At 64.8% G+C, this 19343-nt stretch carries 19 protein-coding genes; 14 read left to right on the top strand and 5 right to left on the bottom strand.

Annotated elements, in window-relative coordinates:
* Window positions 1-35 precede the first annotated feature (35 nt).
* The 3 genes from AC1DYL_RS15120 (at window position 36) to fabA (ending at window position 2581) form a co-directional block, all read left to right on the top strand.
* Complete coding sequence (locus AC1DYL_RS15120; protein ID WP_477173792.1) at window positions 36-1295, top strand: RNA polymerase sigma factor; 1260 nt, start codon at window positions 36-38, stop codon at window positions 1293-1295.
* 101 nt (window positions 1296-1396) lie between these two features.
* Window positions 1397-2020 carry a TetR/AcrR family transcriptional regulator gene (locus AC1DYL_RS15115; protein ID WP_477173791.1) on the top strand — a complete coding sequence of 208 codons (624 nt, stop codon included), beginning with the start codon at window positions 1397-1399 and terminating at the stop codon, window positions 2018-2020.
* A 30-nt stretch (window positions 2021-2050) separates the two neighbouring features.
* Entirely contained in the window at window positions 2051-2581 is a 531-nt protein-coding gene (fabA, locus tag AC1DYL_RS15110) for a bifunctional 3-hydroxydecanoyl-ACP dehydratase/trans-2-decenoyl-ACP isomerase (protein WP_477173790.1), read from the top strand.
* Window positions 2582-2593: 12 nt separating this feature from the next.
* On the opposite strand, the gene AC1DYL_RS15105 is transcribed toward fabA, so the two are convergent.
* On the bottom strand, window positions 2594-3661 hold the full coding sequence (locus AC1DYL_RS15105) for a LacI family DNA-binding transcriptional regulator (RefSeq protein WP_477173789.1): 1068 nt from the start codon (window positions 3659-3661) through the stop codon (window positions 2594-2596).
* A gap of 361 nt (window positions 3662-4022) precedes the next feature.
* Between AC1DYL_RS15105 and AC1DYL_RS15100 the strand changes: the two genes are divergently transcribed.
* Together AC1DYL_RS15100 and AC1DYL_RS15095 are read left to right on the top strand one after the other, a co-directional pair.
* A complete protein-coding gene (locus tag AC1DYL_RS15100) occupies window positions 4023-4493 on the top strand; it encodes a hypothetical protein (protein WP_477173997.1) in 471 nt (156 codons plus the stop codon).
* Window positions 4494-4506: 13 nt separating this feature from the next.
* On the top strand, window positions 4507-4785 hold the full coding sequence (locus AC1DYL_RS15095; RefSeq protein WP_477151946.1) for a DUF4242 domain-containing protein: 279 nt from the start codon (window positions 4507-4509) through the stop codon (window positions 4783-4785).
* A gap of 59 nt (window positions 4786-4844) precedes the next feature.
* Here AC1DYL_RS15095 and AC1DYL_RS15090 read toward each other — a convergent pair whose 3' ends face one another.
* From AC1DYL_RS15090 to AC1DYL_RS15080, 3 genes are all read right to left on the bottom strand, one after another.
* A complete protein-coding gene (locus tag AC1DYL_RS15090) occupies window positions 4845-6047 on the bottom strand; it encodes a mandelate racemase/muconate lactonizing enzyme family protein (RefSeq protein ID WP_477173788.1) in 1203 nt (400 codons plus the stop codon).
* 226 nt (window positions 6048-6273) lie between these two features.
* Window positions 6274-7605: a mandelate racemase/muconate lactonizing enzyme family protein gene (locus AC1DYL_RS15085; protein ID WP_477173787.1), complete on the bottom strand. Its 1332-nt coding sequence runs from the start codon at window positions 7603-7605 to the stop codon at window positions 6274-6276.
* 62 nt (window positions 7606-7667) lie between these two features.
* Window positions 7668-8372, bottom strand: a complete 705-nt coding sequence (locus AC1DYL_RS15080; protein ID WP_477173786.1) for a GntR family transcriptional regulator — start codon at window positions 8370-8372, stop codon at window positions 7668-7670.
* A gap of 275 nt (window positions 8373-8647) precedes the next feature.
* Here AC1DYL_RS15080 and AC1DYL_RS15075 point away from each other — a divergent pair, with 275 nt between their 5' ends.
* The 9 genes from AC1DYL_RS15075 (at window position 8648) to AC1DYL_RS15035 (ending at window position 18105) form a co-directional block, all read left to right on the top strand.
* Window positions 8648-10099, top strand: coding sequence for an extracellular solute-binding protein (locus AC1DYL_RS15075; protein ID WP_477173996.1), 1452 nt, complete (start codon window positions 8648-8650; stop codon window positions 10097-10099).
* 109 nt (window positions 10100-10208) lie between these two features.
* Complete coding sequence (locus AC1DYL_RS15070) at window positions 10209-11132, top strand: carbohydrate ABC transporter permease (protein WP_477173995.1); 924 nt, start codon at window positions 10209-10211, stop codon at window positions 11130-11132.
* A complete protein-coding gene (locus tag AC1DYL_RS15065) occupies window positions 11129-12007 on the top strand; it encodes a carbohydrate ABC transporter permease (protein WP_477173785.1) in 879 nt (292 codons plus the stop codon). The genes AC1DYL_RS15070 and AC1DYL_RS15065 overlap by 4 nt, the downstream gene beginning before the upstream one ends.
* A 22-nt stretch (window positions 12008-12029) precedes the next feature.
* On the top strand, window positions 12030-13127 hold the full coding sequence (locus AC1DYL_RS15060) for an ABC transporter ATP-binding protein (protein WP_477173784.1): 1098 nt from the start codon (window positions 12030-12032) through the stop codon (window positions 13125-13127).
* 88 nt (window positions 13128-13215) lie between these two features.
* On the top strand, window positions 13216-14430 hold the full coding sequence (manD, locus tag AC1DYL_RS15055; protein ID WP_477173783.1) for a D-mannonate dehydratase ManD: 1215 nt from the start codon (window positions 13216-13218) through the stop codon (window positions 14428-14430).
* A gap of 10 nt (window positions 14431-14440) precedes the next feature.
* Window positions 14441-15598: a mandelate racemase/muconate lactonizing enzyme family protein gene (locus tag AC1DYL_RS15050; protein ID WP_477173782.1), complete on the top strand. Its 1158-nt coding sequence runs from the start codon at window positions 14441-14443 to the stop codon at window positions 15596-15598.
* A 29-nt stretch (window positions 15599-15627) separates the two neighbouring features.
* Window positions 15628-16398: a ribonuclease activity regulator RraA gene (locus AC1DYL_RS15045; RefSeq protein ID WP_477173781.1), complete on the top strand. Its 771-nt coding sequence runs from the start codon at window positions 15628-15630 to the stop codon at window positions 16396-16398.
* A 66-nt stretch (window positions 16399-16464) separates the two neighbouring features.
* Entirely contained in the window at window positions 16465-17139 is a 675-nt protein-coding gene (locus tag AC1DYL_RS15040) for a hypothetical protein (RefSeq protein WP_477173780.1), read from the top strand.
* Window positions 17140-17205: 66 nt separating this feature from the next.
* Window positions 17206-18105 carry an HNH endonuclease gene (locus AC1DYL_RS15035; protein WP_477173779.1) on the top strand — a complete coding sequence of 300 codons (900 nt, stop codon included), beginning with the start codon at window positions 17206-17208 and terminating at the stop codon, window positions 18103-18105.
* Between the two features lie 181 nt (window positions 18106-18286).
* Here AC1DYL_RS15035 and AC1DYL_RS15030 read toward each other — a convergent pair whose 3' ends face one another.
* On the bottom strand, window positions 18287-19336 hold the full coding sequence (locus tag AC1DYL_RS15030; protein WP_477173778.1) for a mannonate dehydratase: 1050 nt from the start codon (window positions 19334-19336) through the stop codon (window positions 18287-18289).
* Window positions 19337-19343: the final 7 nt, after the last annotated feature.

Genomic DNA, 19343 nt, shown 5'->3' with positions numbered 1-19343 from the left:
CTTGTCTCCCCTGCGGTCTTGGCCGACAACAAGGCATGACCGCGGACGAGGCACACCGGGCGATCGAAGCGACCTTTCGCATTGAACGGGCGAGGCTCATCGCGGGCCTCGCCCGGCTGCTGCGCAATATCGATCGTGCCGAGGAGCTGGCGCAGGACGCCCTCGTGATTGCGCTTGCCGAGTGGCCGAGGACCGGCGTTCCCGCCAACCCCGGCGCATGGCTGATGACGACTGCCAAACGGCGCGCCATCGACGCAATCCGCCACGACAGGATGCGCCAGCGCAAGCACGAGGAAATCGCGCGGACGCTGGACGAGGCGTCCGATGACGCCGCCGAAGCGATAGTGGCGTCCATGAGCGACGATCTCGGCGACGAGCTGCTCGGCCTTATCTTCACCGCCTGCCACCCCATGCTGTCGGCCGACGCGCGGGCCGCGCTCACGCTGCGGGTCATCGGCGGCCTGACGACGGACGAGATTGCCCGGGCATTCCTCACCAACGAGGCGACGATTGCCAAGCGCATCGTTCGCGCCAAGCAGGCGATCGCCAAGGCAGGATTGAGCTTCGAGGTGCCAAGGGGCGACGAGCGGGCCGCGCGGCTGCCCTCGGTGCTCGAAGTCATCTACCTCATCTTCAACGAAGGCTATGCGGCCACGGCGGGCGACGATCTCGTCCGGCCGGGCCTCTGCCTCGAGGGCCAACGGCTGGGCCGGATGCTGGCCGCATTGCTGCCCGGCGATGCCGAAGTGCATGGCCTCCTGGCCCTGATGGAGATCCAGGCATCGCGCCTCATGACGCGCATCGGCCCCGATGGCGCACCGGTGCCGCTGACCGAGCAGAATCGCGCCCGCTGGGATCAGTTGCTGATCCGCCAGGGGCTCGACGCGCTGGCCCGCGCCGAAGCGCTGGGTGGCGACGGCCCCTATGTGCTGCAAGCCGCGCTTGCCGCCTGCCATGCGCGCGCGCCCAGCGCAGCCGATACCAATTGGCCCCGCATCGCCGCGCTCTATGACCGGCTACGCCAGGTGATGCCCTCGCCGGTGGTCGATCTCAATCGTGCCATCGCCCACAGCATGGCCTTCGGGCCCGAAGCGGGCCTCAGGCTGGTGGACGAGATTGCCGCTGATCCGGCCCTGCGCAACTACGCGCCATTGCCGGCAGCGCGGGGCGACTTTCTGTTTCGGGCCGGGCGCCGCGCCGAGGCCCGCGCCGAATTCGAGGCAGCAGCCAAGCTCAGCCGCAACGCGCGGGAAGCGGCCTTCCTTGTCGCTCGCGCGAACGCTTGCGGCGCCTAAGGCGGTCGTTGACGGCCAGGCGGATACCCCATTGGGACGACCGCTTGACATGGCGAGCGTTCTCGCCTGAATTGAATTCAATTCAGGAAATGAGGCCGCAAATGTCTGCCGTGGGCGTGGGGACGCGAGAGAGACTGATCGACGCGGCTCAAGCGGAGCTCATCCAGGGCCAGGGGCAGCTGGAGATGCAGGCGGTTGCGAAGCGGGCGCGGGTCTCGATCGGATTGGCGTACCATCACTTCGGCTCGAAGGCCGGGCTGATCGCGGCGGTCGTCGAGGCGTTCTACGGCCGCCTCGACGCGGCGGCGTTCACCGGCGCCAAGCTGCCGACAACGACGTGGGTCGAAAGGGAGAAGGGGCGAATTGCGGCCACCGTCCGGTTTCACTATGCCGATCCTGTCGCTCTGCTCGTCATCGGCGTGCTGAGCCGCGCGCCTGAGGTGCGGGATGTGGAGACGGCCTTCATCAACCGGCAGCTTGCCGGCGGTGCGGGGATGATCGAGGCGGCGCAGCGCGACGACATCGTCGCCATCGACATCGACCCGCATCTCACCATCGCCCTGATGCTCGGCGGCATCCGCCAGGCGCTGATCGGCGCCTTGATGCGCGAACCGCGGCCGGACCCCGAAAGCCTGATCGACGAGATCTGGGTCTTCATGGCCGGTGCGTTGCGCCTGACCGAGCGGGCCAACGTCGGGCTGGGCCACCAAAGCACGCCGACCTGACGTTCCCATTTCCGCGCCAAGGACTGATCGATGTTTGATCCCAATGAGTTTCACACCCCACAAGCGTCCTACACCAAGCAGGACCTGATCAAATCCGGCAGGGGTGGCTATTTCGGTCCGGGCAACGCGCAGTTGCCGGCGCCACCGATGCTGATGATGGATCGCATCACCGAAATCAGCCTCGATGGCGGCCGGTACGGAAAGGGCCATGTCGTCGGCGAGTTGGACATTGCGCCCGACCTTTGGTTCTTCGACTGCCATTTCCCGGGCGACCCGGTGATGCCCGGGTGCCTGGGACTGGACGCCATGTGGCAGATCATCGGCTTCTGGCTTGGCTGGTCGGGCTCGCCGGGGCGAGGACGCGCGTCCGGCGTCGGAGAGGTCAAGTTCCGGGGAGAGATCACGCCGCAGACCCGGCGCGTGCGCTATGAGATCGACATGCGCCAGGTGAGGCGCGGCAAACTGGTTCTCGGGATGGCCGATGGCCGCGTGTTCGCCGACGAGACCTGTGTCTACCTGGCGCAGGATATGAAAGTGAGCCTCATCCCACCCGCGAGCTGAACGACGATCCGACTACGCACCCGGAGCGACGCCGCTGGACGATCGGATCTTGAGTTCGACCGGCAGCTGGATGTGCTGCGGGGGGGCGCCGGAGAACAACAGGCGGGTGGCGAGACGAGCCGTCTCGGCGACCGGGGCGGCGATGACGGTCAGCGGAGGGTCGGTGAGCGCCGCTTGCGGCGGATCGTCGAAGCCGACGATCGAGAGCTCAGTGGGGACCGCGATGCCGCGGCGCCTGGCTTCGGCGACCACGCCGATCGCCAACTCGCCGCCGAGCGCGATGACCGCGGTCGCGCCGTCAAGCGCATCGAGAACGAGGTCGGCGGCGGCGCCGTAAAGCCGCGTTTCCTCATCGCTGCCGCAGGCCTCGATGATCGGCATGTCGTGGAGCGACAGGCCCGCTTCGCCAAGCGCGTCGCCGATGCCGGCGATGCGCTGCTCGTCGATTTCATAGGTCGAGACGAAGCGGCGCGGCGCCCCGGTCGGAGGGTGCAGGATCGGCGCGACATAGCTGCGCCCGAGCGTGGTGACCATGAAGCGGCGATGGCCGAGCTCGAGCAGGTGGCGGGCGAGGGCATAGGCGCCGCCGCGATCGTCGATGCTGACCGAGCTGACGTCGGCATCCTCGATGCGGTCCATCACCACGATCGGCATTTTGGCCCTGAGGGCGGGGTCGACGGCGCGAACCTGATCGGCGGTGTGGAGGATCAGGCCATCGACAATGGTCCGCCGGATGGTCTCGGCACCGGCCTCGCCATAGCCATCGATCAGCTGAATGGCGGTGCGGTGCTCCTGGCACTCCTCGGCAACGGCGGCGAGGAACTGCCGCATGTACGGGTTGTCGAACACCCAGCTGATGCCCTCCCCCGAGGGCACGACGCCGATGACGTTGGCCTTGCCGCTGCTGAGCAGGCGCCCCCGCGGATCGGGCCCGGCAAAGCCGAGGTCACGGGCCATCTGCTCGATGCGGCTGCGGACTTCCGGCCGCACCCGTTCGGGGTGGTTGAAGACATTGGCCACCGTGGACTTCGAGACCTGGGCGGCGTCGGCAACATCGAGAAGCGTTACAGGCGATTTCATGGGCGGCACCCTAGCACATGATTGCACCGGTGCAAAATTGTGCTTGACTCTGTCCACGGAAAGGCGCATCTACCGCGTCAAGGGGTATTGCACCGGTGCAAAAGCGTAGCAGACGCCGTTTGCACGATAAGGAGAAAGCGCCATGCTGCGCCAGATCGTAGACCCGACCACCCGGCGGCTGCCGGATCGCAATCGCACGAGGCGTGCCCTCGTCGCTGCAACTCTCGCCGCCGTGCTGATTGCCGGCCCGGCGTCGGCCCACAATGGGGAGACGCATGGCGTCGCCTCCAGCTACATGCCGTATCTGGGTGGCGTGGGCGACCCTGCCGGCCTCGCCAGCCCGCACTATCGCGAAGCCGGCATGGCCGTGTTCGTTGCCCATGCCGCGCATGCCGGGGTCGAAGCGGCAAACCCGCTTGCCGCGAAGGTGCGCGAGGCGAACGCCCGCTTCGCCGACGTCAGCGTGGCGACGGCGGAAGGCTATGCTCCGATCCCCTGCGTCTCGGGCATCGAGGGCGGCGCCATGGGCGTCCACTACGTCAACGGCGCCCTCATCGAGGATGGCCTCGTGGACATCGGTAAGCCCGAGGCGGTGATGTACGAGCCGCAGGCCGACGGCAGCATGCAGCTGGTGGCGGTCGAGTACATCACGACCACCGGGCCGGCCAATCTCGATGGCCACCTGTTCAGCTTCACCAACTCGCCCAACCGCTACGGCCTGCCGCCCTTCTACGAGCTGCATGTCTGGGCCTGGCGGGCGAACCCGACCGGCACCTTCGCCGACATGAACCCCAACGTCTCCTGCGACGCCACTGTCGCAGCCACCAACTGAGGAGAACTACCAAATGAAGCGCTATGTGATTGAACGCATGATCCCGGGCGTCGGCAAGCTGTCGGCCCAGGAATACCGCGACGCGGCCGCCGTCTCGAACGAGGCGCTGGCCAAGCTCGCGCCGAAGGTGCAGTGGGTGCACTCGTACTTCGCCGACGACATGACCTACTGCGTCTATCTGGCCGAAGACCCCGAGGACATCCGGCGCCACGCCGAACTCAGCGGTTTCCCGGCCAACAAGATCACCCAGATCAAGGTGGTCGTCGATCCGGCCACGGCCGAAGCGGCGTAAGAAATGAACCGGGCCGGGCGGTGGAAAGCCGCCCGGCCCGGTTCTTCACTGCGTAGAGATCAGTCGAAGAAGCCGGCGTCTTCTTCCCTGAGGTAGCGCTTGGCGGCCTTGGCATCGATATCGAGGCCGAGGCCGGGGCCCGGCAGCAGGTCCATCATCGAGTCCTTGACCAGCGGGCCGGACGGCAGGCCCGTGACGATCTCGTTCCAGAAATCGTCGGAGGCCGAGGGATACTCGAAGGCAATGTAGTTGGCCGGGAGCGTGGCGCACACGTTGATCAGCGCGCCGAGGCCGAGGAGGCCATTGGCGGTGCCGTGCGGCGCCATCATGATCGAGTGCATGTAGGCGTGCTCGGCCACCCACTTCAGCTCGGCAATACCGCCGATATCGGCCGGATCGGGACCGACGACGCGGACCGCCTGGGTCTCGATCAGTTCCTTGAAGTTGTGGCGGAGGTATATCTGCTCACCGGTGTGGATCGGCGTGGTGGTCGAGGTGGTGAGCTCGCGGTAGGCCTGCGGGTTCACCCACGGCACATAGTCGCCGGTGAGCATGTCCTCGAGCCACATCAGGTTGTACTTTTCGACCGCGTTGGCGAACTTGATCGCGTCGTTGAGGAACCAGCCGGGGCCGCAATCGAGCGCCAGGCTGACCTTGTCGCCGAGCACTTCCTTCATCGCGATGACGCAGTCGAGCATGTGGTTGAAACCGTGCTCGCTGATCTGCCCCTGGTCCATCGCGCCGTGATAGCCGGCCTTCCGGCCGACCGGGCCGTAGTGGAAGTCGGCGACCGAGTCCTTCATGTTGGAATGGAAGCTGATGCCCTGCTTCACCATGAAGAAGCCCTGCGGCTGCTCCATCATCCATTTGACGTCGGCGGCGTAATCCTCGGGCCTGTCGCCCTTGCGCTTGCCGCGGATCGAGCCGTTGTAGACGCGGACCTGGTCGCGCACCTTGCCGCCGAGCAGCTTGTAGGCCGGGACGTTCGCGGCCTTGCCGGCGACATCCCACAGCGCATGCTCGATCACCGAGACGGCGGCGCCGTAAGGCTTGAAGCTGCCGCGCTGTCGGATCTTCATCATGCAGCGCTCGACGTCGGTCGGGTCCTCGCCGATCAGCGCATCGCGGAAATGCAGGATGAAGGGCTTCAGGTAGGTCTTGGTGTATTCCACCTCGCCGATGCCGTAGAGGCCCTCGTCGGTGACGATGCGGACGATCGGATGCTTGCCGATGACGGCAACGCGCAGGTCGGTGATTTTCATGATGTCTCCTCGTTCCTGCCAGAGCAGGCGTCCCAACTGTCAAACTTCTGCCTTCTCCCCTTGTGGGAGAAGGTGCCCGAAGGGCGGATGAGGGGTGCTCTCCACCCGCACTCAGCCCGTCGCTCTGCTCCGGTCTCGCGACACTTCGTGCCGCGGACCCCTCATCCGGCGCTTCGCACCACCTTCTCCCACAAGGGGAGAAGGCAAACGGCGGTAGCCGTCCGGGTCAGCTCCAGGTGCGGTCCCACGAGAAGTCGTTGTCCCACTGGTCGGTGGGCTGCCAGATGTCGGTGACGCCTGGCTGCAGGTGCTGGCGCAGTAGCTCGTCGTTGAGGTCGTCGATGCCGAGGCCGGGCTTGTCGGTCAGCGTGATGAAGCCGTTGTCGACCACTGGGCTACCGACGGCGATGTCGGCCCACCAGTCGACGTCGACCGAGTGATACTCGAGCGCGAGGAAGTTCTCGGTGGCGGTCGCGACATGCGCGGCGGCGATTGCGGCGATCGGGCTTTCGGCCATGTGGATGGCCATGGCGATGCCGTGGTCCTGCGCCGCGTCGCCGATCTTCTTGGTCTCGAGGATGCCGCCGCTGGTGAGGATGTCCGGATGGATGACCGAGATGCCGGCATTGAACAGCGGCTCGAAGCCTTCCTTGAGGTAGATATCCTCGCCGGTGCAGATTGGCACCGAAGTCGCTTCCTGCAGCCGCCGATAGCTCTCGGCGTGCTGCCAGGGGATCACGTCCTCGAGCCAGGCCGGGGTGTACTTTTCGATCCGCTGCGCGAGGCGGATGCCGTCCTGCAGGGAGATATGGCCGAGATGGTCGATGGCGAGCGGGATCTCCGGGCCGATCTCGGCGCGGACCTCGGCCATGTACTGATCGAGCAGGTCGAGGCCCTTCTCACTGAAGTGCAGGCCGGTGAACGGGTGCATGACGTTCTGCGCGTCGTAGATCAGGTTGCGCGCCTTGCGCTCCTCGAGGGTTTTGGCCTCGATGCCGCCGGCATGGTGGTGGAAGGCGTCCAGCACGCCGGCAGGGCCGACCACCGCGCCCGGGACATCGGCGATCTGCATCAGGCCGAGGTCCATCTTGAGGAAGGTGAACCCCAGGTCCATGCGCTCCTTGAGGCGCTTGCCCATCGCCGTGCCGCTCGGCCGGTCGGCATCGGTGTCGCAATAGACCCGGACCTTGTCGCGAAACTTGCCGCCGAGCATCTGGTAGACCGGCACGCCATAGGCCTTGCCTGCGAGGTCCCACAGCGCGATCTCGATCGCCGAGACGCCGCCGCCCTGACGCCCATGGCCGCCGAACTGCTTGATGCGGCGGAACAGCCGGTCGATATCGCAGGGGTTCTCGCCGAGCAGCCGGCTCTTCAGCATCAGCGCATAGGTGGCGCTGGCGCCGTCGCGCACTTCGCCGAGGCCGACGATGCCCTGGTTGGTGTAGATCTTGAGCAGCGCTGATCGGAACGGCGCTCCGGTGATCTCGGCAACGCGAATGTCGGTGATGCGCAACTCACTCGGCCGCGAAGCCGTGCGCACGGAACTATCGATAGTCACTAGTCTCTCCTCCAAAATGACTTGATCGGTTGCCCGCGGGTTTCAGTGCGGAAGCCGGCGACTTATGGTCGCCGCTGTGTTCCGCCCCTCTGGGCAACGCCCATCTGCTCGATGATGTGACGGCCCGAGCCCTCGACGTGCCGGGCCACCACCGCAGCGGCGCCGTCGGCATCCTGTTGGCGGATGCACTCGATGAGTTCGCGATGCTCGCGCAGCACCGCCACGCGCCGGCTGAGCGAGGTCGGAAAGCGCCGGCTGATGGCGCGTAGGATCTCGCGATGCTTCCACCACAGCTCCGCGGCATGCCGGTTGTAATGACGGTCGTAGATGAACTGGTGGAAACGGGTATCGAGCTGGCCGTGCCGCACCCGATCCTCGAAATTGTTGGCTTCGAGCTCGGACTGGATGCGCTCGAGTTCGACGATGTCGGAGTCCGACGCGATCGAGACGAACCAGCGCGTCAGCGCCGCCTCGATCAGCACCTCGATCTCGATGATGTCGCGCACGAAATCGGCGTCGATCGGCCGGACCCGCGCCCCGCGATTGGGCTCCATCAGCACGAAGCCCTCGCCGCGCAGCTGCTGCAGCGCTTCGCGCACCGGGTTGGTCGAGGTCTGGTAGTGCTCGGCGAGGTCGGCGACCTTCAGCCGCTCATTGGGCCCCAGCCGTCCCGAAACGATGTCCTCGCGGATCATTTCGTAAACGGAGGCCTGCTGCTGCTCGAGGCTTTCCTCGGGCTGGTCCGGCTTGACGGTTACCTCGCTCATCAGTTCTGTCTATGCATATTTTTTGAGCAAGCCAAGCCCCGTTAGCACGTAAACTCGCCAAAATAATGTACGACTTTGGCAAGGTTGACATACACGGGCTTTGCTGGAACTCTGCCATACCAGTTGGGAAAAGCCGGCGCCAAGTCCGGTTCCCGAGGCGAGGAACAGCGCATGCTGTAGGAGCTGACCGCGGCCATGAGCCGGGCCCGCTGCCGATTTGAGGAGGAGTATTCTCAATGCATAACAAGACCGGCCGGCGTCTGCTTGGCCTTTCGATGGCGGTGCTGAGCGCGGCCACCATGCTGACCACCGCGACGACCGCGTCCTACGCGCAGAGCGTGGACCTCTCGAAGTGGTCGCCCGAATATGTGAAGTCGATCGCCGGCACCAAGCAGTTCGACGCCGCCAAGGATTGCGGCGCGGTCGTGCCGAACGACTACACCGGCAATGTCAGCTATTGGTACACCGGCCCGTTCGAAGCCGATCCGCAGATCGCGCACGACATGGACAAGGCGTTCTGGGACGCCTTCAAGGCCGCCTATCCGAACATCACCACCGACGTGCAGTCGATCACCTATAACGAGCTGCTCGACAAGTTCCGCACCTCGCTGCTCGGCAACTCGGCTCCGATGGTCATCCGCCTGCAGATCCTGGGTGGCGTGGAATTCGCCGCCAAGGGCTACCTGCAGCCGCTGAAGCCGGAAGACGTCGGCTACACCGCCGCCGATTTCTGGCCGGGCGCGCTGAAGTCGGTGACCTACGAGGGCGTCGGCTACGGCCTGCCGACCAACAACGAAACCATGGCGATGATCTGGAACGCCAAGGTGTTCAAGGATGCCGGGCTCGATCCGGAAAATCCGCCGGCTACCTGGGACGACGTCGTCGCCTATTCCAAGCAGATCCACGACAAGCTCGGCATCCCGGGCTACGGGCTCGTCGCCAAGCAGAACGCCGGCAACACGCCGTTCCGCTTCATGCCGCAGCTCTGGGCCTACGGCGGCGGCGCGCTCGACGAAGCTTCGGCCGAGCCGACCTACAAGGATGTCTGGATCAACAACGAGGGCTCGAAGAAAGCCCTGCAGGCCGCCTACCAGATGTACGCGGTCGACAAGTCGGTTCCGACTTCCGCACTGACCAACACGCAAGGTGAAAACCAGGCGCCGTTCATCGCCGGCAAGCTCGGCATGATGATCGCCCACCCGGCCGAATACGCCAAGATGAACGACCTCGCCAGTAAGGCCACTGGTACCGACAAGGCCGTCGCCGACGACGTGGTCGCCAACATGCGCTACGGCCTGATCCCGACCGGCCCCGACGGCAAGCGCGCCGTGGTGTTCGGCGGCTCCAACATCCATGTGGTGAAGCCCGAGTTCGTGCAGGGCGGCAAGGTGGACGAGCAGGCCGTCAAGGCACTGATCTGCTTCTGGGACAGCCCGGAATGGTCGACCAAGCTCGCCTGGGTCGGCTCCAACCCCGGCAACATCAATGGCTTCCTGACCGACGCGATGAAGGAACGCCTCGAGACCATCAAGTTCCTCGATGTCACCACTTCGATGCTGCCCAACGGCATCCCGTTCCCGGTGATCCCGCAGGCGCCGGAAATCATGAACATCATCGTTCCGGACATGCTGCAGAATGCTCTCACCGGCAACATGACCGTCGACCAGGCGGTCGAGGATGCGGCCACCAAGGTGAAGGCCATCGTCGACGGCGGCGGCGGCATCTGATCGCCGGACTGCACAATCCCGGACCGGTGGCATCGCCGCCGGTCCTTTTATCTTCACAACCAGGGTATGCGCTGTGAGCACCGTTCAGGGACAAGCCATCTTTCGTGACGTGCCCGAGCCCAAGCGCGTCAGCCTGAGCCAGAAGGTGTGGAACAGCCGTTTCGACTATCTCTATGTGGCACCCGCGCTCATCGTGATGCTGATCGTCATCGGCTACCCCATCTACTACACGATCGAGCTGAGCTTCTTTAATACGCCGGCGAGCCTCGCGCTCAGCGACAAGACGTTCAACGGGCTCGACAATTACATCACCATTCTCACCAGCCCGATCTTCTGGAAGGTCACCTGGCAGACGGTGCTGTGGACCGTGCTTTCCACCTGCTTCGCTTTCCTCCTCGGCCTCGGTGCCGCGCTTGCGCTGCATCGCGAGTTCATCGGCCGCGGGTTCCTGCGTGCGCTCCTCCTCATTCCGTGGGTGGTGAGCGCGGTGGCCGCCTCATATGTGTGGAAGTGGCTCTACCACTCCGATTTCGGCGCCATCAGCGCGATGCTGAGCCAGATCGGCCTGACCGACAAGCCGATCAACTTCGTCGACAACACCAGCACCTCGCTCTACGCCCTGATCGTCGTGAACGTGTGGAAGGAATTCTCCTTCGCCATGATCATGCTGATGGCGGGCCTCCAGACCGTGCCCGATACGCTGCTGCGCGCCGCGCAGGTCGATGGTGCGAGCCCCTGGCAGCGCTTCTGGCACGTGACGTTCCCGCACCTGCAGGGCGTGTCGATGGTCACCCTGCTGCTGCTCGCGGTGTCGAACTTCAACTCCTTCATCATCCCCTGGATCATGACCGGCGGCGGCCCGGCCGGCTCGTCGGACATCTGGATCACCCACATCTACCAGCTCGCCTTCGGGCGGCAGCGCTGGGGCGTCGCCTCGGCCTATGCGGTGATCCTGTTCATCGTGATGATGGTGCTCGGCTACTTCTACGTCCGCGCACTGACCAAGGGCGACGACGCGAGGGCCGCCACATGACCGCCATCACCGAAGCTGCAGTGACCCAGCGCAAGGGCGCGGGCGGCTGGCGCTGGACCGGACGCATCTTCCTGGTGCTGCTGCTCGGCTTCACCGTCATGCCGATGATCTGGATGTTCATCACCTCGCTGAAGACGGGCTTTGCTGCGATGCAATACCCGCCGCAGTGGTGGCCGGCTTCGCCGACGCTGGAGAACTACTGGCGCCTGATCGACCCCTCGGGCAGCGTCGGCCGCGACTTCCTGCAGTATTTCTGGAACAGCATGTGGGTCTCGACCCTGACCACCATTCTCGCGGTGGTCGTGGCCGTCCCCGCGGCTTATGCCTTCTCGCGCTTCCGCTTCCCGGGCCGCAACTTCCTGTTCTTCGCCGTGCTGCTGCGCAACATGTTCCCGGCGGTGGTTTTCCTCGTGCCGCTCTTCATCCTGATGAAGGCGCTCGGCCTCGTGAACACCCATGGCTCGCTGGTCCTGACCTATCTGACCTTCGGCCTGCCGCTCGCCATCTGGCTGCTCAAGGGGTTCTACGACAACATCCCGGTGCAGCTCGAACAGGCCGCGCGCATCGATGGCGCAACGCGCTTCCAGGCGTTCTTCCTGATCGTGATGCCGCTCTCGACGCCGGGCATCATCGCCACCTCGATCTACAGCTTTATCGGCGCGTGGAACGAGTACATCTACGCCTACACCTTCCTCACCCGGCACGATCAGATGACCCTGCCGGTCGGCATCCAGCGGTTCTTTTCGGAGAACGCCACGGACTGGCCGGGGCTGATGGCCGCCACCTTCATGATGAGCATCCCCGTCGTGGTGCTGTTCCTCGTCCTGCAACGCTACTTCGTGCGCGCCCTGACCGAGGGCGCCGTGAAGCACTAACGGAAAGCTCAAGGAAACCCATATGGCTCAGGTTCTCCTCAAGGACGTGGTGAAGAACTACGGCGACGTCTATGCCGTGAACCACGTGTCACTGACCGTCGAGGACGGTGAGTTCGTTGCGCTTGTCGGCCCTTCGGGCTGCGGTAAGACCACGACGCTCAACCTCGTCGCCGGCCTCATCCCGATGTCGGGCGGCACCGTCAGCATCGGCGACCGCGACGTTACCGACCTCGATCCCAAGGACCGGGACATCGCGATGGTGTTCCAGAACTACGCGCTCTACCCGCAGAAGTCGGTCTACAAGAACCTGGCCTTCCCGCTGCAGATGCGGAAGCTCCCCAAGGAAGAGATCGACAAGCGTGTCCAGGCGGCGGCCAAGACGCTCGACATCACCCACCTCCTGGAACGCAAGCCGCGCGAACTCTCCGGTGGCCAGCAGCAGCGCGTCGCCCTTGGTCGCGCCCTCGTCCGCGAGCCACGCGCCTTCCTGATGGACGAGCCGCTGTCGAACCTCGATGCCAAGTTGCGCGTGCAGATGCGCTCCGAGATCAAGCGCTTCCACCAGGATCTGGGCGCCACGATCATCTACGTGACGCATGACCAGCTCGAAGCCGTCACCATGTCGGACAAGATGGCGGTGATGAACGGCGGCTTCCTGCAGCAATACGACAGCCCGGCCAATGTGTTCGCCAACCCGGTGAACATGTTCGTCGCGAGCTTTGTCGGCTCGCCGGCGATGAGCCTCGTGCCACTGACCGCGGTGAGCAAGGGCACCGATGTGGTGCTCAGCAGCCCCGAGGGCTGGGAGCTGCCGCTCTCCGCCGCCAACGCCAGGAAGGCGCTGAGCGCCAAATCGAACAAGGTGGTGCTGGGCGGCCGGCACTCGACCATCAGGGTGCACAAGGAGCAAGTGCCGGGCTCGGTGCCGGGCAAGGTCTATACGGTGGAGCCGACCGGCGACGTGACCTTCGCCCAGGTGTTCGTTTCAGGCGCCGTGGTCAATGTCAGCGTCGAGCCGACGTTCCAGCTCAGGCCCGACGAACCGGTGTTCCTCGAGTTCGACCAGAACCGCATGCACCTGTTCGACGGCGAGACCGAGATGGCGCTCCAGGCGAGCTGATCGCCGTTTGCCGGCAACATTTCAAAAACACAGCTCCCCGCTTTCGCGGGGATGACCCGGTGAGGGTCGAAGCGTTGAGCGGAAAACCATGAAAATCAAAGAGATCAAGGTCATCGTCTGCTCGCCCGGGCGGAACTTCACCACGGTGAAGATCATCACCGACGAGGGCGTCTACGGCATCGGCGATGGCACGGTGAATGGCCGCGAGCTGTCGGTGGCGAGCTATCTCGAGGATCACGTCGCGCCGGCGCTGATCGGCATGGATCCGCTGCGCACCGAGGACATCTGGCAGTATCTCTACAAGGGCGCCTACTGGCGTCGCGGGCCGATCACCATGGCGGCGATCTCGGCCATCGACATGGCGCTGTGGGACATCAAGGCCAAGGTCGCCGGCCTGCCGCTCTACCAGCTGCTCGGCGGCCGCTCGCGCGACAAGGTGATGGTGTACCGCCACGCCTCGGGCCTCGAGATCTCCGAAGTGGTCGAGGGCGTGCTCAAGATCAAGGAAACCGGCGTCCAGGCAGTCCGCGCCCAGGTGGCGATCCCCGGCCTGCCGCCGATCTACGGCACCGGCGATTCCACCGATACCGCGGCGCTGAAGGGCCGTGGCGCGATCGTGCCGCACGAGGAAGTGTGGGCGACGCACAAGTACCTGCCGCTGGTGCCGAAGCTGTTTGAGAAGGTCCGCGACGCGGTTGGCTGGGACGTGCACCTGCTGCATGACGTGCATCACCGGCTGACCCCGATTGAGGCGGCGCGGCTGGGCAAGGACCTCGAGCCCTACCGGCTGTTCTGGCTGGAGGACGCAATCCCGGCAGAGCTGCAGGAAGGCTTCCGCATCATCCGCCAGCACACGACGCAGCCGCTGGCGGTGGGCGAGGTGTTCAACTCGATCTACGACACCCACACGCTGATCACCGAGCAGTTGATCGACTATGCCCGCGTCACCTCGACCCATGCGGGCGGCGTCACCGGCATCAAGAAGATCTTCGACCTCGCGGCGATCTACCACGTCAAATCGGCCTGCCACGGCCCGCAGGACGTGTCGCCGATCGCCATGGGCTGCAACATCCATGTCGACGTGGCGATCCCGAACTTCGGCATCCAGGAGTTTGCCAACTACACCGAACAGATGTTCGACGTGTTCAAGTGCGCCTGGTCGTATGACCGCGGCTACCTGCAGCCGGGCGAAGTGCCGGGCCATGGCGTCAATTTCGACGAAGAACTCGCCGCAAAGTACCCCTACAAGCAGGCTTACCTGCCGATCGCCCGTCTCGAAGACGGCGCCATGACCAGCTGGTGAGGAGACCAGAGTGAAGATCACCGCCATCAAGCCGTTCCCGGTCTGGGTCGGCCATCGCAACCAGCTGATCGTCAAGATCGAGACCGATGCCGGCATTTTCGGCTGGGGCGAAAGCGGGCTGAGCGGCCGCGAGAAGGCGGTGGTCGGCGCGCTCGAGCACTATGCGCAGTTCCTCGTCGGCCGCGACCCGATGCAGATCGGCGCGTTGTGGCAGGAAATGTACCGCAGCCAGTATTTCGAGGGCGGGCGCGTGCTCACCGCGGCGCAGTCGGCGCTCGACATCGCGCTCCATGACATCAAGGGCAAGGCGCTCGGCGTGCCGGTGTACGAGCTGCTCGGCGGCAAGCACCGCAACGTCATCCCGACCTTCGCCTCGACCGGCTCGATCACCGGCGACGAGACCATCGAGGATGCGCGTAAGCTGATGGATCGCGGCTGGTCCACCATCCGCTTCTTCCCGGCCGAGTGGAACGACGCGCAGGGCATTTTCGAGCCGCGCGAGTCGATCGGCAAGACCGCGAAGTTCCTCACCAAGGCGCGCGAGGCGCTGGGCGAGACCGTGGTGCTGGGCATCGACTACCACCACCGGCTGTCGGTGGCCGAGGCGGCGAGCTTCTGCCAGAAGATGCCCTCCGGCACGATCGACTTCCTCGAGGAGCCGATCCGCGACGAGACGCCGGAGGCCTACGAGAACCTCAGGAAACTCACCGACGTGCAGTTCGCCATCGGCGAGGAATTCTCGTCCAAGTGGCAGTTCCTGCCGTACATCGAGCGCGGCATCCACCAGTACAACCGGCTGGACCTCTGCAATGTCGGCGGCTTCACCGAGGCGATGAAGGTCGCCGGCTGGTCCGAGGCGCACTATGTCGACCTGATGCCGCACAATCCGCTGGGGCCGATCTGCACCGCGGCGACCATCCATTTCTCGGCCGCGACGCCGAATTTCTTCGCGCTCGAAGTGCGCGCCAACGCCACCGACCTCTATGCCGGGACGCCGACCGCGGACCTGTTCCCGGTGATGCCGACGCTCGATGGCGCGGTGTTCAAGGTTCCGGATGCGCCGGGGCTCGGCATCGAGATCAACGAGGCGCTGCTCGACAAGGACAGCTTCAAGTTCTGGGAGGCGCCCCATTTGAAGCGCCGCGACGGTTCGGTCACCAACTGGTAGACCCACATCTCATTTTGGAGGAGACATACATGGTCCACGTCATGCAAAGCCCGATCCCGGCGTTCAAGCGTCCGAGCAAGGACATCATCGCCGCGCTGAAGGATATCGGCACTGCCACCGTCGCCGGCTCGCTCGGCCATTCCGGCTTTCGCAACCCGCACATGGTCGGCCCGGTCAGCCAGTATAAGGGCAAGTCGATCGTCGGCACGGCGCTGACGCTGCAGTTCATGCCGCAGCGCCCGGACCTGTTCAGCGAGGGCGAGTATTCGGATCCCGAAAAGCAGCTGCACCGCCACGTGCTCTATGAAGTCGAGGAGAACGACGTCGTCGTGGTCGACGCCCGCGGCGACCTGAGCTCGGGCGTATTCGGCGACATGATGTCGACCTACTTCAAGGGCCGTAAGGGCGCCGGCATCGTCATCGACGGCGTGATGCGGGACAAGCCGAACGTCGACAAGCTCGACCTCGCCATCTGGATGCGCGGCTGGACCCCGAACTACCACGTGCAGGTTTCGATCTGGCCGGCGGCGGTGAACGTGCCGATTTCCTGCGGCGGCGTCATGGTCATCCCGGGCGACATCATCATGGCCGACGACGACGGCGTGGTCGTGCTGCCCCAGTCGATGGCCGAAAAAGTCATCGAGGATTCCAAGAAGCACGCCGAGTGGGAAGTGTTCAGCCGCGAGAAGCTGACGGCCGGCGAATCGCTCCGCCGCTACTACCCGCTGCACCCCGACGCCGAGGAAGAATACCAGGCCTGGCGCAAGGCCAAGGGCCTACCGCCGAGCCCGAGCCACTGAGGCCGCGGATCGCACTGCATTAGAAGGGCGCCCGAGTGGCGCCCTTTGCCTTTGAGGGAGGCGCAGATGAAAACCAGCCGCAAGGTCAAGACGGACGCCCCGATCACGGGCCTGCGCCAGTTTCTCACCCCGGAGCAGCAGCGCGATTGGCTGGACGGCAAGGCGGACCTGCCTGATGCCGACGAGCGCCAGGAGTCGCTGGAACTGCGGTTCAAATACCTCCCGCGGTTCGAAAAGTTCCTCGCTCGCCCGCAGGCACAGGACGTTCTCGACATCCTGCATCTCTATGGCCAGAGCTGTATTCCGATCCCCCGCACCACCGAGCGCTATTACTGGTCGGTGTCCTGCCTGCCGTCGACCTCCGACAAGCCGCTGGTGCGGGTCAATGCGAGCTGGATGGAGCTGTTCACCCTCTACGCCGATGGCGAGGGCGTGCGCTCGAGGTTCATCCTGCACCTCTCCGATTTCACCACCGACAACTCCCTCGACGAGGCCCGCGTCGACGAGACGTTCCTCGAGCAAAGCGTCGAGCGGCCAGAGGACGTCGGCCATTTCTTCCCGCGCGGCCAGGACATGTTCGGCATCACCGTGCGCGGCTCCGCCTCGATCCGTCAGTTCCTGTCGAACTCCAGAGCGCTGCGGGCCATCCGAAGGTTCAACCTGACCCACATGAACCGGGGCCGGAACGCCTATCAGGCGAGCCACAGCTACAGCGTGGCGGATCGGATGGTTGGCGGGTAAAGCGCCAGTGACTTCAAAGGCATAGACGGGCGGCGCGGCACCAGGCATGGTCGCGACGGGGGAACAATGGCATTTGGCGTCTTCATTCATCGGGCGGATTCGATCTACGAGGACAGCCCGGCGCAACGGTATCAGTTTCCGAGCCAGTACTTTTCGCGCGTCTCCAAATGCGTCGGCGACTGGATCGTCTACTACGAACCGACCAAGGTGCAATTCTCGCGCGGATACTTCGCGGTCGCCAAGGTGGGCGAGGTCGTTCCTGACCCCAGCACCCCGGGCATGTTTCTTGCCTTGATCGTCCCCGATAGCTACCTCGAGTTTGCCGACCCGGTGCCCTTCATCGGAGCTGATCGACTACCTGTCGAAACAGGACTGCTCAACGAGGTTGGACGCATCTCCGGTCGTGCTCAAGCGGCCGTGCGCTCTCTGTCGGTTGCCGACTTCGGAAAGATCGTGACCCGTGGACTCGCCGAGGTCGACGCTGTCCTCCCTCGCGTGGACGTCGTTCGAAATGAGTTCGATGAGGACGCCCAAATGCCGTTTGTCCGCGAGGAGGAGCGCCAGCGGCTGCCGCTGCTCACCTCGCGCATCGTGCGAGACCGAGTTTTCCGCCGGGTCGTGCTCCGCGCTTACGGCGAACGTTGCGCTGTGACCGGGTTGAAACTGATCAATGGCGGGGGACGAGCCGAAGTCGCAGCTGCCCACATTCGACCGGTGGAGGCGAATGGCCCTGACATCGTCAACAACGGAATTGCGCTGTCTGGTACCGCGCATTGGATGTTTGACCGCGGGCTGATCACCTTCACCGACGACCTGAAGATCGTTGTCTCGCGTCACGTCAACGATCGGGATGGCGTGGACGGATTGATCAACAAGACCGGCCGGCTGATGGGGCCACTTGTCGGACGGGACAGACCTCATCCTGCATTTCTCGAATGGCATCGCGAGAACACCTTCAAGCAATGAAGGCGCGGACTAGCGCTGCCGTTATCGCTCGATGCCGAGCAGCGCCCCCGTCGCGTACCTCGCACTCGAGCCCGGGGTCGCACCCCCTCCGAACTGCGCTAGGTCGCTATGCTCCCAAGCTCCGCCTACCTCCCACATCAAGGGGGAGGTAGGGGGCTAGTGGGTTGGCTGGATCTGGCGATCACGCCTTGCCGAGGAACTCGGCCATCCTGATCAGGCCCTGCATGTAGCCGATGGCGTGGGAGCGGCCGCGGTGGTTCCAGTCGCTGTCGCCATCCATCTTGGGGACGTGGTCGTCGAGCAGGAAGCCGTCGAAACCGTTCTTGGCGAGGAGCACGATGACTTCGGCGGGGTCGAAATTGCCGTCGCCGATGAAGCACTCGACGAAGTTCGGCACCGAACCCTTCACGTCGCGGAAGTGGATGTAGGAGATGCGGCCCTTGGGGGCGAAGTACTCGATCATCTCGTTGACGTTGGCCTTGCCACCCTCCATCTCCGAGCAACAGCCGAGGCAGAGGTCGAGCGACCAGGCTTCCGAGCGGCCCACGAGGTCGTAGGCCTTCTTGAAGTTCTCCGGCTTGTAGAAGAGGCGCGCCACGCCGCCCAGCATCGGCACCGGGGGATCATCCGGGTGGAGGGCGAGCTTCAGGCCTTCCTCCTCGGCGACCGGCAGCACGGCCTTCATGAAGTACTCGTAGTTGCTCCACATCTGCTCTTCGGTGATCAGCGGGCCGTCCTTGCCGAATAGCGGCATCGAGGAGGCACGACCGAGCGTGGTCGGCATGAACGAGCGGAGCAGCTCGAGATTGTCGATATTGGCTTCGACCACGGCCATGTCGAACTGTCGGGCCACGGCGCCGCCGCGGGTCGCGGCGTCACGCTTGGTGGTCCACACCGAGTTGGGCATGAAGTGGAGGCCGAGCACCGGGATCCCAGCGCGGGCGACGGCACGGATGGTCGCCTGGTAGTTTTCGATCTGCTCGTCGCGGCCGTCGAGGCCCATCATCGCCTTGTGGTAAAAGTGGGTAGGGACGTTCTCGATCGCCTCGAACTTGAGGCCGGCGGTTTCGACCTGGTCGACCAGCGCCCGAACATCCTTCTCTTCCCAGCGGCTGTCGCCGGGGAGCGTGGGGTTGTTCATCTGCAACCCGGTGGCGCCGATCTGCGCCGCGAAGCGGAGCCTTTCCTCGCTCAGTTCGTGGAACTGGCCTACCGCAACCCTGATACCCATCGTCGTA

It is taken from the genome of Devosia sp. P1_H9, from assembly GCF_056405135.1.
The sequence above is the reverse complement of the archived record's forward strand: the minus strand, read 5'-3'. Positions and strand labels throughout refer to the sequence as shown.